A 12,032-nucleotide genomic window follows, 5' to 3' on the forward strand; every position below is an offset into this window, starting at 1 on the left:
GGCGGCTTCGTTCATGCCCGGCCGCTTGTATCGCGGCCGGGCGTTCAGCAGCCGAGAGGCGCCTTCCGGCGCCTCTCGCGCGGCTTCACTCCCCCGGGTCGGCCTCGCGGCCGACCCCTCCTCCTCTACCTCACTGCGCCGCCCACCCGACAGCCTGGCCGCCGCGCACCGGGGTCGCGCGAGCCGGATGTCTGGAGTCATTCGCGGCGGTGCTCGAGCTGGGTCGGGGGCCGTGTGGAGTGAAGTAAAGGGGGAGGGCCGGGTCGAAGGCCCGGGCCGGAGGACATGAACGCAATACGGCCCCCGATCCAGCGCCCGCCACAATGAATGCCATGTCTGCAGCGCACTTCCCCGAACGCATCGTCTGCCTGACCGAGGAGCCGACCGAGGTGCTCTACGCGCTGGGCGAAGAACACCGCATCGTCGGCATCTCCGGCTTCACGGTGCGGCCGCCGCGCGCACGCCAGGAGAAGCCCAAGGTCTCGGCCTTCACGAGCGCGAAGCTCGAGCCGATCATGGCGCTGAAGCCCGACCTGGCGATCGGCTTCTCCGACATCCAGGCCGACATCGCCCGCGAGCTGATCCGGCGCGGCGTGGAGGTGTGGATCAGCAACCACCGCTCGGTCGACGGCATCCTGGGCTATGTGCGGCGGCTCGGCGCGATGGTCGGCGCGGTGGGCCGGGCCGACGCGTACGCCGACGAACTGTCGCAACGCGTCGAGCGCGTGCGACAAGCCGCTGCGGCACTGCCATGCCGCCCGCGCGTCTACTTCGAGGAATGGGACGAGCCGCAGATCAGCTGCATCCGCTGGGTCAGCGAACTGGTCGGCATTGCCGGCGGCGACGACATCTTCCCCGAGCGCGCCATGGCCCCCCTCGCGCGCGACCGCATCCTCGCGACGCCCGGCGAGGTGATCTCGCGCGCGCCCGACATCGTCATCGGCTCGTGGTGCGGCAAGAAGTTCCGGCCCGAGAAGGTGGCGGCGCGGCCCGGCTGGGACCAGGTGCCCGCGGTGCGCGACGGCGAACTGCACGAGATCAAGTCGCCGCTGATCCTGCAGCCGGGCCCCGCGGCACTGACCGACGGGCTGGACGCGCTGCACGCCCTCATCGCGCGGTGGGCGAGGGCCGCTGCTGCTCGGTCGTCCCGCTGCAGGCAGACGAGGTCTGCTCCGTGAGACGGAGCAACGGACTGCTCATGCCAAGTCGCGTTCGCCCGGATCAAATCAGGCAGCGCTCTTCGGCTCGTTGCGGTCATCGGTGTCTTGTTCAGGGCACTGACTGCCAAGCTTCGATCTGATGCGTTTGATCCCGTATCAGTCCGTTGAACTGCGGCTGATCGGTGCGCGCCGAGGGCGCAACGGGGGCGCTTCCACGATCACGATGGAGCCCGCTTCGAGGTGGTCTTCGAACTGCTGAACGCTCAGGACCGCAGCCCGCTCCTCTCCGCCCTCGGTCCATGACAGGCTCACGAATCCCTCATGCGCCTGCGCGGTGCACCACCCCAAGGGGATGCGCGAAGGCGGCCCTTGTGCTCCTTCGTAGGTCACGCGGCCCTGTACGAGTGCATCGAACGACAACATAGACGCCTCCAGGGGCTGGTTGATGCGGTGCAGCAAACTGTATTCCATGCGGCGCTCCGAGCCGGTGATGTGAAACGACAACCACCGTGCTTTTGACCCTGACTGTGACTAGGGGGCTCGCGCGTCGCGGGGCACGTGCTAGCGTGTGCATTGCTGCTCCAGCTGATATCCGGCGACTGCCTCGTCGATACATGCCACGATGGACTTGCACCCGATCGAACTGCTCTCGAACGAATCCCCCGATGCCCTTGTCGTCATGACGGCGATCGGAAAGATCGTTCACTGGAGTCACGGTGCGCAGACGATCTTCGGCTATGGCCGTGACGAGGCAACGGGGCGGCTGCTGGCCGATCTCGTCGTTCCGACCGGCGGTGCGCCGGAGCAAGGCAGGATGCTCGGCGAGACGCTGGTCCTCGGGGGCGCGACCTATGAATCGGTGCGCCGCAGAAAAGACGGATCGCTGCTCTACGTGGACGTCACGACCAAGAGGCTGCAGCGCGACGGGTGGGAGGAGCCGCTCGTCCTCGCGACCGAGAAGGATGTGACGCACATCAAGGTGCTGCGTGACGCCAAGCTGATGGAGGCGCGGTTTCGCGATCTGCTCGAGTCCACGCCCGACGGCATCGTGATGGCCAACCCGACCGGGCACGTCGTGATCGCCAACAGCCAGGCGGAGAAGCTGTTCGGCTATGAACCCGGCGAGTTGCGCGGCAAGTCCGTGGACCTGTTGCTGCCCGAGCGCTATCGCCGTGCGCACGTCACCCACCGGTCCAACTACTTTCTGCAGCCGCGCAAGCGGGCGATGGGGTCGGGCCTGGATCTGGCCGGCCTGCGCAAGGACGGCACCGAATTCCCGATCGAGATCAGCCTGAGTCCGCTGCGCACCGAGGAGAGCGCGTTCGTGATGAGCGCGATCCGCGACATCAGCGAACGCAAGCGCTTCGAGCGGGCCTTGCAGGAGAAGAACGACGAGCTCGCCAGCGCCAACCAGGCCAAGGACCGTTTCCTCGCGAGCATGAGCCACGAACTGCGCACGCCGCTGAATGCGATCATCGGCTTCACCGGGACCCTGCTGATGCGGCTGCCCGGACCCCTGAACGACGAACAGGGCAAGCAGTTGCGCACCGTCCAGACCAGCGCCCGCCACCTGCTCGCGCTGATCAACGACCTGCTCGACGTGGCCAAGATCGAAGCCGGCAAAGTGGATCTCGAGATCGAGCCGATCGACGGCAAGGCCGTGATCGAGGAAGTTGCCGCCACGCTGCGCCCGCAGGCCGAAGGCAAGGGGCTCGAGCTGATCGTCGACCTGCCGGAGCCGCCGAGCCTGTTGCACACCGACCGGCGTGCGCTGAGCCAGATCGTCATCAACCTGACCGGCAACGCCATCAAGTTCACCGAGAGCGGTAGCATCCGGCTCACGCTGCGGCAGGAGGGCGGCGCCGGCGTGACGCGGATCAGCGTGGCCGACACCGGCATCGGCATTCCCGTGGAAGACCAGTCCAAGCTCTTCGGCGCCTTCAGCCGGGTCACCAGTTCGCGCCCCCGGGCGCCCGAGGGCACCGGGCTCGGCCTGCACCTGAGCCAGAAGCTCGCGATGCTGCTGGGAGGCCACATTGCATTCGTCAGCGAAAGCGGCAAGGGCAGCACCTTCACGCTGACCCTGCCGGGGGAGTGAGCCATGGCAGCGCGGATCCTGGTCATCGAAGACAACGCCGCCAACCTCGAGTTGGCCCGGTACCTGCTCGAGCACGGCGGACACGAGGTGCTCACCGCCTCTGACGGCGTCGAAGGTCTGGCGGTGGCGCAGCGGGAGCAGCCCAACCTCGTCATCTGCGATCTGCAGATGCCGCGGATGGACGGCTACGAGGTCCTGCGGCGGCTGCGCAGCGATCCGGCCTTCGCTCGGACACCGATCGTCGCGGTGACCGCCTTCTCGATGCCGGACGACCAGCGCAAGGTGTTGGTGGCGGGGTTCGATGCCTATTTCTCCAAGCCCATCGAACCGGAGAATTTCGTCGCGCTGATCGAATCCTTCCTGCCGTTGCTGCGCTTGCGGCATCCGGCGGCGGACCAATGACTCCGGACGCCCCGGCAATGGCGCGGATCCTCGTGGTCGACGACGAGCCGGTGAACCGCGAGCTGATCACGACCCTGCTCGGCTATGCCGGGCACGAGTCGATCGAAGCTGCGGACGGCGTGGAGGCGCTCTCCCAGGTTCGTGCCGAACGGCCCGACCTGGTGATCTGCGACATCCTGATGCCGACCATGGACGGCTACGAGTTCGTGCGGCAACTGCGCGGCGACGCGCAGATCGCGCACACCGAGGTGATCTTCTACACCGCCACCTTCATGGAGCGCGAGGCGCGCCAGCTGGCCCGTTCGTGCGGCGTGCTGCACGTTCTCGTCAAGCCCTGCGAGCCCGAAGAGATCCTGCGAACCGTGCAGCGGGCGCTGGGACGCGAGGCGGCGCCGGAGCAGGTGATCAGCACCGAAGACTTCGACCGCGAGCATCTGCGCCTGCTGACCGACAAGCTGGTCGAGAAGGTCGACGAGCTGGAGCGCGCGAACCAGCGGCTCTCCGCGCTGACCGAGCTCAACCTGCAGCTCGCATCGGAGCACGACCCCCGGGCGCTGCTCGAGAAGGTCTGCCGTGGCGCACGCGATCTGATCGGCGCCAAGTGCGCGGTCCTCGCGGTCAAGGACAAGACCGGCGACGGTGCGGTGCACGTTGCGACCTGGGGGCTCGGCATCGTCGAAGCCGCCCGGCTCTCGGACCAGCCGATCGACGCCGGCATGCCGGGCCGCGCGATGCGGCAGCGCTCGGCACACCGGTTCGTCAACGAGGGCGGCGATCCGCTGGCCGTCGGGCTGTCGGCGGCCTACCCTGAAGTGCACTGCGGCCTGATCGCGCCGATCATCTCGCTGCAGAACGCGTATGGGTGGATCTTCCTGATCGACAAGCTGGGCGAGTCGAGCTTTTCCGAGGAGGACGAGCGCCTGCTCGCGATCCACGCCGCGCAGGCCGGTCGCATCTACGAGAACGGCAGCTTGTATGCGGCGATGAAGCGCGCCGCGGAGCAGTTGCGAATCGAGGTGGTCGAGCGCGAGCGTGTCGCCGCGGCCTTGCGCGTCGCCAACGAGTTGCTCGAGCAGCGTGTGGCTGCGCGCACGGCCGAACTGCGTGAAACCATCGAGGGGCTGGAAAGCTTCAACCGCATCGTGTCGCACGACTTGCGCGGCCCGCTGGGCGGCATTGCCGGCGGGGCCAGGCTCGCCCGCGACTACATGGTCGAAGGCGACAGTGCCAAGGCGGACCACATGCTCCAGTTGATCGCTGCGCGCGCAACGACCACCGAGCAGCTGGTCGGTGCGCTGCTGGCGCTGGCGCGGGCGAGCGACGCGACGCTGAAGACGGAGCCGGTCGACATGAACCGATTGGTGCAGGAAGTCATCGAGTCCCTTCCATTCGCTGGTCCGGCAACGCCGGTGGCCGTGGTGAGCGTGTTGCCGCAGATGGATGTCGATCCGGTGCTCGTGCGCCAGGTCTTCTTGAACCTGATCGGCAATGCGCTGAAGTTCGCGAACAGCGGGACCCCGCTGCGCGTCGAAGTCGGCGCTGACACCGGGGCCGATGGCACGGTCTTCTTCGTGCGCGACAACGGCGTCGGCTTCGACGCCGATCCGACCCAGCGCCTGTTCAAGCCGTTCCAGCGCCTGCACGGCAACCAGTTCGAAGGCTTCGGTATCGGCTTGTCGATCGTCAGGCGCATCGTCGAGCGACATGGCGGCAAGGTGTGGGCCGAGAGCGAGCGCGGGCGCGGCGCGACCTTCTATTTCACGTTCGGCAGCCGGTCGCCGAGAAGCGTCTAGGGCCGGGGGCGAGAGTCGCTGATGCGGGCCGGCTGACCTCACGGGCTCGGCGACCACTCCGTCATCAGTTCATTGGCCGACGGCCGTCGGCGCCGGCGCACTTCGGTGGCGGTGCCGATCGCAACGAAGCACACGGCCTCCTCGCCACGGTCCAGACCGAAGGCCTGGGCGAAGTGCGCGCTGCGCAGCGCGAGCCCGCTCGTCAGCATGGCGCCGAAACCCTGGCCGTGGGCCGCCAGCAGCAGGTTCATGAGCCCGGCTCCGAGCGCGACGTAACGCTCGGGCGGCGGCACATTGGCATGCACCGGCTCGAGCCGCGCCACGGCCAACAGCAGCTCGGGGGCGCGAAATGCCTTGTCGCGCGCCTGCGCCTGCGCCGGGAGCGGCGCAGCGGGGTCGCGCTCGAGCAGCGCCCGCACGAACAGGTCGCCCAGCGCCGCGCGCTGCGCCGGGGCGATGCGCACCAGGCGCCAGGGCCGGAGCAGCTCGTGGTCGGGCGCACAGCCTGCGGCCTCGACCATGCACTGCAGCTGCAGCGCGCTCGGCCCGGGGGGCGCCAGGCGCTTGGGCGATACCGAGAAGCGGCTCGTGATCAGCGCGAGCGCCAGCTCGGCGAGCTCGCTGGTTTGCGGGGGCTGGGGCGGTGGCATGATTTCAGTCGCAGGCTTGACGGCCGCACGATACCGCGCCGGGTGCGACGCACCGCTCGAAGGCGGCAGCTGGGTCTTCAACGAGATCGATGCGGCGCTCGGGCCCCCGCCGCCGGACGCGGCCGCCGGCTGATGGACGGCCGTCCGCGCCGAAACGGCGAGAATCGCAGCGCGATGGACTACCCGACCGTCCGTGCCGTCCACATCGGCTGCGCCGTCATCAGCATCACCCTGTTCGCCGCGCGCGGGGCGATGCAGTTGGGCGGCGTCGACTGGCGTCGTTGGCGCTGGTTGCGCATGGCGCCGCACCTCAACGACACCGTGCTGCTCGCGGCCGCGGTGGCCTTGGCGGTGATGAGCGCCCAGTACCCGCTGGTGCAGCCCTGGCTCACCGCCAAGCTGCTGGCGCTGGGTGTCTACGTGGCCTTGGGTCGCTTCGCGCTGAAGCGCAGCGTCCCACCGTGGGGTCGCCGCGCCGCGTTCGCGGCGGCGCTGGCCAGCGTGGGCTACATCGTCGCCGTGGCGCGCACCCGGTCGGTGACGCTCGGGCTGCTGTAGTTCGCTCAGTGAACGGCGCGCCGGCCATCGGGGCTGGCGCGGTGCGTGCAGCGCATCGGCATGCACGCAGCAGGGTTTTGCAATGGGTCAATGGCGGGCGATCGACCCCGGTGACCGCAGGGACCCTGACCTGCATCAACGAGGCGGCCCGCGCAAACAGTCTAGGCTACCGCACACCCTACAGGAGCCCTCTGCATGCGCCATGCCGAACCGACCGCGTTGCACACGCCGCAGACCCTGCCGGCACAGGACATCAGTGCCGACGTGCTGCTGGAGAAATACGCCAAGGGCGACGAGCGAAGCATCGACGACGTGAACCGTCGCGTGGCGCGCGCGCTGGCGCAGGCCGAGCCCGCCGCGCAGCGGGCCCGCTGGGAGGCCCGCTTCGCCGAGGCCTTGCGGGCCGGCTTCCTGCCGGCGGGTCGCATCCAGTCGGCCGCGGGCACCGGCTTGTCGGCCACGCTGATCAACTGCTTCGTCCAGCCGGTGGGCGACTCGATCTCGCACACGGAGGACGGCCACCCCGGCATCTACACGGCGCTCACCGAGGCCGCCGAGACCATGCGCCGCGGCGGCGGGGTCGGCTACGACTTCTCGCGCATCCGCCCGCGCGGCGCGTGGGTCGGCAGCACCCGGAGCAACGCCTCCGGCCCGGTCAGCTACATGCGCGTGTTCGACCGCTCGTGCGAGACGGTCGAGTCGGCCGGCGCACGCCGGGGCGCCCAGATGGGCGTGCTGCGCTGCGACCACCCCGACATCGAGGAATTCATCCATGCCAAGGACGCCGGCGACCTGAAGAACTTCAACCTCTCGGTCGGTGTGACTGATGCGTTCATGGAAGCGGTGCAGGCCGACGCCGAGATCGAGCTCGTGCACCGGGCCGAGCCCGGCCCGGCGCAGAAAGAGGCCGGCGCCTACCGGCGCGGGCAGGCCGGCGGCAGCTGGGTCTACCGCAAGCGGCGGGCCCGCGAGCTCTGGGACCAGATCATGCGGTCCACCTACGACCATGCCGAGCCCGGCGTGCTGTTCCTCGACCACATCAACCGCGACAACAACCTGGCGTACTGCGAGAGCATCGCCGCCACCAACCCCTGCGGCGAACAGCCGCTGCCGCCCTATGGCTGCTGCTGCCTCGGCTCGATCGACCTGACGCGCTTCGTGCGCGACCCCTTCGAAGACCAGGCCCGCTTCGACGAGGCCGCGTTCGTGGCGCTCGCGCAAGTGGCGGTGCGCATGCTCGACAACGTGCTCGACGTGACGGTGTGGCCGCTCGCGCAGCAGCGGGAGGAGGCGCGCGCCAAGCGCCGGATCGGCCTGGGCTTCACCGGCCTGGGCGATGCGCTGGTGATGCTGAACCTGCGCTACGACGCCGCGCCCGCGCGGGCGATGGCCGCGCGCATCGCAGAGCTGATGCGCGACACCGCCTACGAGGCGTCGATGGAGTTGGCGCGCGAGCGCGGTGCCTTCCTGCTCTTCAATGCCGACCTCTACCTCAGCGCAACGAGCTTCGCCTCGCGCCTGCCGGCGGCCCTGCGCGAGCGCATCCGCGCCCACGGCCTGCGCAATTCGCACCTGCTGTCGATCGCGCCCACCGGCACCATCAGCCTGGCGTTCGCCGACAACGCCAGCAACGGCATCGAGCCGGCCTTCAGCTGGAGCTACACGCGCAAGAAGCGCCTGCCGGACGGCAGTGCCAGGGAGTACCCGGTGGAGGACCACGCCTGGCGCCTGTACCGCCACCTCAAGGGCGAGCGCGCGGCGCTCACGCCGGCCTTCGTGACGGCCCTGGAGCTGAGCGCGCAGGCCCACGAGGCGATGGTCGCCGCGGTGGCGCCGTATGTCGACACCGCCATCTCCAAGACCGTCAACGTGCCGGCCGACTACCCGTACGCCGACTTCCAGCACCTCTACCTCGACGCCTGGGAATCGGGCCTGAAGGGGCTGGCCACCTACCGGCCCAACAGCGTGCTCGGGTCGGTGCTGAGCGTGGCGCCGGCCGCCGCGCTGGCCGGGCCGCTCGAAGCCCTGCAGATCGACGAAGCCAACCGCCGCCTCGCCGTGGAGCGCCTGCCCGCACCGGTGCTGTCGTCCTTGCGCTGGCCGGGGCGGCCCGAACTGCCGGGCGGCAACCCGGCCTGGACCTTCATGGTGCACCACCCGTTCGGCGAGTTCGCGCTGTTCGTCGGCGAACTCGCCGACGCCGCCGGCGGCGCGCCGCGGCCCTTCGAGGTGTGGGTCAACGGCGCCGAGCAGCCGCGCGGCCTGGGCGCGCTGGCGAAGACCTTGTCGATGGACCTGCGCGCCAACGATCCGGCCTGGCTGCAGCTCAAGCTCGACGCGCTGGCCACCGTGGCCGAGGAGCGTGCGTTCGAGATGCCGTTCCCGCCGGACGGCGAACGGCGCTTGTTCCCGGGGGTGGTGGCGGCCACCGCCGCCGTGATCCGCTGGCGCTGCGAACAGCTCAAGGCGCTGCCGCGCCTGGGCCGCGGCGGACCGACGCCGGTGATGGACGCGATGTTCAGCATCGAGGAGCCGAAGACGGGGCCGTCCGGCACGCTCGCCTGGGCCGTCGACATCGACAATCCCGCGGCCGGCGAAGCGTTCACGCTGACGCTGAAGGAGGTCACGCTGCCGGGCCTGGACCGCGTTGCCGTGACACGCCAGGGGCAGGGAACGGCCGCGCTGATCACGCGGCCGTGTGCAGTCGGCTTCTCGGGCAACTACCCGCGGGCGCTGGACGGGCTGGCGCGGCTGCTGTCGCTCGACATGCGCGTGATCGACCCGGCCTGGATCGGCATGAAGCTGCGCAAGCTGCTCAACTACGCCGAGCCGCTGGGCCACTTCATGGCCTTCGTTCCCGGGCTGCCGCACGGCGAGCGCCGCCAGCAGACCTGGCCTTCGACGGTGGCCTACCTGGCGCGGCTGATCATCCACCGCTACGCCCTGCTCGGCGTGCTCAACGAGGACGGCTTCCCGCTGCGCGACATGGGCGTGCTGGAGTCGTCGAGCGATCCGGCCGAGCACGGCCATGTGCTCGCCGGCAAGGTCTGCCTCGAATGCGGCAACGCGACCGTCATCCACAAGGACGGCTGCGACTTCTGCACCGCCTGCGGCGATGTGGGGCAGTGCGGCTGATGCCCGCCGCGCGGCGCAGGCTCCATCTGGAGGTCCGCTCGAACATTCTCTACCTTGGACTCACTTCCAAGCCAAGTTGAGCTTCTTGCCCGAGGACGCGCATTCCTTGAGGTACAGATTGATCAGGCTCTGATACGGGATACCTGTCTGCTCAGACATCGACTTGAAGTAGGTGATCGAGTCTTCGTCGAGCCGGATGGTCACGGACTTCTTGAGCTGTGAGGCGTATGGATTCTTCCGAGAGGCGCTGAAGTCGTACTGTTTGCGCATGGTGACTCCTACGGGTAGTAGGCCTGTTCCTCGCGCGTGGCCTTTCGCGCAGAGATGATGCGAATGACATTGCCCTCGGCTCGATAGCAGTGAGCCACGACCAAGAGTCGAAGCGTGCTGCTCAGGCCAAGCAGAAGGAAACGTTCTTCGTCCTCCGAGTGGTCGGGGTCGTCGATCAAGCGAGCGCGTTCGTCCGTGAAGACAGTCTGCGCGTCCTCGAAGGACACGCCATGCTTCTGCCGATTGACGGCGGCCTTCTTTGGATCCCACTCGAACCGGAGGGAGGACATGCGTGCATTGTACGTACGATGTACGGACGCTGCAACGAGGGGCGCTCGTTAGGCATCGCCGCGGCCCTGCTCCGGATGCGGTTGGCACCGCAGCAGAGCGAGAAGCTCTTGCCCTAGTCCCAGCAGTTCGTGACGTGTTTCTGCGTGCAAGCGGTGGTGGTTGGCCGAAAGCCACGAGATAAACGGTTCTTCGACGCTCTCGATTCCATGGAAGTTGATGCACGCCCACCACAGCGCGAATGCGGTCAGCTCGACAGTCTTGGTGCATCCGAGGCCGTCGTAAATCGAAAGCGCGATCGATACGAGAGCTTCGTTCTCCTCTTCAGGCATGCCGATAAGAACTGCATCCGGATCCCGGTCGGCGTGCTTGAAGAAGTTTCCCGCACGATTGAAACCCTTCCAGAACTCACCCTTCTTTCCTGCCGCGGCCAGTGCTTCTGCGGCAGCCAGAACCTGAGTCTTGCCTCGATGTGACGCGACATCTTTCAGGATGCCGAAGGCCGCATAGGCCAGCGTGTGGATTGAGATGGCGTCTCCGCCCGAGAACAGCAAGCCGATCGCGGTTTCAAGCTGGCGGCGTGCTGCGTCGAGCTTCGTGCTTTGGATTTCAGGCCAATCGGTGGCGGACATGGTGTTTGCGATGCCTACGTGTTATTGGGCGATAGCTTTGCCGCGTATCACGGACAAGTGTCTCCTCAACTTTGAGGGGCTGACCGGCTTGTAGGGCGCTTGCGGCTTGGGTTTCGGGTGCATTCCATCCAGTACTGACAAGATGTCAAAAGCGGCGCATTTCCCGTCGCTGCGCTGCGCGATTCTGCCTTCCCCGAGCGCAGCCGATGGAGGTCTGCATGCCCAAGCCGCCAGCGCCTCTGAGGCCCCCGGTTCGTTGCGCATTCGATGTTCGCGCCTGCCGCTCGGCACGCGCCACCGGCCCGGTCCGGGCCGTTGTCGACCCTGCGGTCCGTCAAGGTGCTTGACCCGTTGCGCGAACGCATCCGCCACCTGCATTGCAGCCGGCGCACCGAGGAGGCTTGCGTCCACTGGGTGCGGGCGTTCATTCGTTTTCATGGGTTCCTGCCGCGCTTAGACTTCCCCTTGCGATCTGCGATTCAACGCACAGCAACCATGAGCTCGGCATTCCCCGGTTTCAGCTCGCCCGCGGCCGGGTTCGAGCAGCCGTTCGAGTTGCTGCTGGCCTGCCACGAGCGCGTGCGGCGCAGCCTCGGGCTGCTGGGCCGGCTGATCGAGCACATCGCTGCCCACGGGCATGACGCGAAGTCGCGCTCGGCGGCAGCCGATGTCCTGCGCTACTTCGACGTGGCGGCGCCGCTGCACCACCAGGACGAAGAGCTGCATGTGTTCGCGGTGCTGGCCGGCAGCGGCAACACGGAGCTCGCCACGCGGGTCGCGGGCCTGCGCGGCGACCACCTGCGGATGGAAGCGTTGTGGGGCGAGCTTCGTGCGCCGCTGCTGGCCTGGGCGCAGCCCGATGCGGCGGGCGCGGTCGACGCTGCGGTGCGGCAGTGCGCCGCGGAGTTCGAGCGCTTGTATGCCGCGCACCTGCAGACCGAGGAGGGCATCGTGTTCCCGGCCGCGCGGGCGCGGCTGGATGCGGCGCAGCTCGCCGCCATGTCGGCCTGCATGCAAAGGCGGCGGCGAGTCCCTTGACTCGGGCG

The 12,032-nt window shown here is 68.4% G+C and carries 13 protein-coding genes; 8 read left to right on the top strand and 5 right to left on the bottom strand.

The annotated features are described in order from the left end of the window. The first annotated feature begins 332 nt into the window (after positions 1-332). Positions 333-1,178, top strand: a complete 846-nt coding sequence (locus tag ACQY9S_RS21110) for a cobalamin-binding protein (RefSeq protein ID WP_428422485.1) — start codon at positions 333-335, stop codon at positions 1,176-1,178. A 138-nt stretch (positions 1,179-1,316) separates the two neighbouring features. Here ACQY9S_RS21110 and ACQY9S_RS21115 read toward each other — a convergent pair whose 3' ends face one another. Continuing rightward, complete coding sequence (locus ACQY9S_RS21115; protein ID WP_428422486.1) at positions 1,317-1,631, bottom strand: hypothetical protein; 315 nt, start codon at positions 1,629-1,631, stop codon at positions 1,317-1,319. 151 nt (positions 1,632-1,782) lie between these two features. On the opposite strand from ACQY9S_RS21115, the gene ACQY9S_RS21120 reads away from it, so the two are divergent. The 3 genes from ACQY9S_RS21120 to ACQY9S_RS21130 are packed head-to-tail and all read left to right on the top strand — an operon-like array spanning position 1,783 to position 5,453. Further along, entirely contained in the window at positions 1,783-3,258 is a 1,476-nt protein-coding gene (locus tag ACQY9S_RS21120) for a PAS domain-containing sensor histidine kinase (RefSeq protein WP_428422487.1), read from the top strand. A 3-nt stretch (positions 3,259-3,261) separates the two neighbouring features. Next, positions 3,262-3,660 (top strand): response regulator, encoded by a 399-nt coding sequence (locus ACQY9S_RS21125; protein WP_428422488.1) that lies wholly within the window; start codon positions 3,262-3,264, stop codon positions 3,658-3,660. Between the two features lie 17 nt (positions 3,661-3,677). Further along, positions 3,678-5,453 carry an ATP-binding protein gene (locus ACQY9S_RS21130; RefSeq protein WP_428422489.1) on the top strand — a complete coding sequence of 592 codons (1,776 nt, stop codon included), beginning with the start codon at positions 3,678-3,680 and terminating at the stop codon, positions 5,451-5,453. A gap of 38 nt (positions 5,454-5,491) precedes the next feature. Here ACQY9S_RS21130 and ACQY9S_RS21135 read toward each other — a convergent pair whose 3' ends face one another. Beyond that, positions 5,492-6,103 (bottom strand): nitroreductase family protein, encoded by a 612-nt coding sequence (locus tag ACQY9S_RS21135; protein WP_428422490.1) that lies wholly within the window; start codon positions 6,101-6,103, stop codon positions 5,492-5,494. Between ACQY9S_RS21135 and ACQY9S_RS21140 the strand changes: the two genes are divergently transcribed. The 3 genes from ACQY9S_RS21140 to ACQY9S_RS21150 all read left to right on the top strand — a co-directional run bounded on the left by ACQY9S_RS21140 (position 6,102) and on the right by ACQY9S_RS21150 (position 9,796). Then, a complete protein-coding gene (locus ACQY9S_RS21140; protein WP_428422491.1) occupies positions 6,102-6,236 on the top strand; it encodes a hypothetical protein in 135 nt (44 codons plus the stop codon). The two genes, ACQY9S_RS21135 and ACQY9S_RS21140, sit on opposite strands and share 2 nt — an antisense overlap. A gap of 41 nt (positions 6,237-6,277) precedes the next feature. Next, positions 6,278-6,661: a SirB2 family protein gene (locus ACQY9S_RS21145; RefSeq protein WP_428422492.1), complete on the top strand. Its 384-nt coding sequence runs from the start codon at positions 6,278-6,280 to the stop codon at positions 6,659-6,661. A 195-nt stretch (positions 6,662-6,856) separates the two neighbouring features. Then, complete coding sequence (locus ACQY9S_RS21150; protein WP_428422493.1) at positions 6,857-9,796, top strand: adenosylcobalamin-dependent ribonucleoside-diphosphate reductase; 2,940 nt, start codon at positions 6,857-6,859, stop codon at positions 9,794-9,796. A gap of 60 nt (positions 9,797-9,856) precedes the next feature. Here the strand turns inward: ACQY9S_RS21150 and ACQY9S_RS21155 are convergent, their stop codons facing one another. Genes ACQY9S_RS21155 through ACQY9S_RS21165 form a run of 3 tightly spaced genes read right to left on the bottom strand, consistent with a single transcriptional unit; the run spans position 9,857 to position 10,986 of the window. Next, positions 9,857-10,066, bottom strand: a complete 210-nt coding sequence (locus ACQY9S_RS21155) for a BrnA antitoxin family protein (RefSeq protein ID WP_428422494.1) — start codon at positions 10,064-10,066, stop codon at positions 9,857-9,859. A gap of 8 nt (positions 10,067-10,074) precedes the next feature. Continuing rightward, positions 10,075-10,356, bottom strand: a complete 282-nt coding sequence (locus tag ACQY9S_RS21160) for a BrnT family toxin (RefSeq protein ID WP_428422495.1) — start codon at positions 10,354-10,356, stop codon at positions 10,075-10,077. Positions 10,357-10,404: 48 nt separating this feature from the next. Beyond that, positions 10,405-10,986 (bottom strand): hypothetical protein, encoded by a 582-nt coding sequence (locus ACQY9S_RS21165; RefSeq protein ID WP_428422496.1) that lies wholly within the window; start codon positions 10,984-10,986, stop codon positions 10,405-10,407. Between the two features lie 495 nt (positions 10,987-11,481). Between ACQY9S_RS21165 and ACQY9S_RS21170 the strand changes: the two genes are divergently transcribed. Next, on the top strand, positions 11,482-12,024 hold the full coding sequence (locus ACQY9S_RS21170; protein WP_428422497.1) for a hemerythrin domain-containing protein: 543 nt from the start codon (positions 11,482-11,484) through the stop codon (positions 12,022-12,024). The last annotated feature ends 8 nt before the right edge of the window (positions 12,025-12,032 follow it).

The organism is Methylibium sp., from assembly GCF_965279545.1.
Lineage (GTDB): Bacteria > Pseudomonadota > Gammaproteobacteria > Burkholderiales > Burkholderiaceae_C > Methylibium.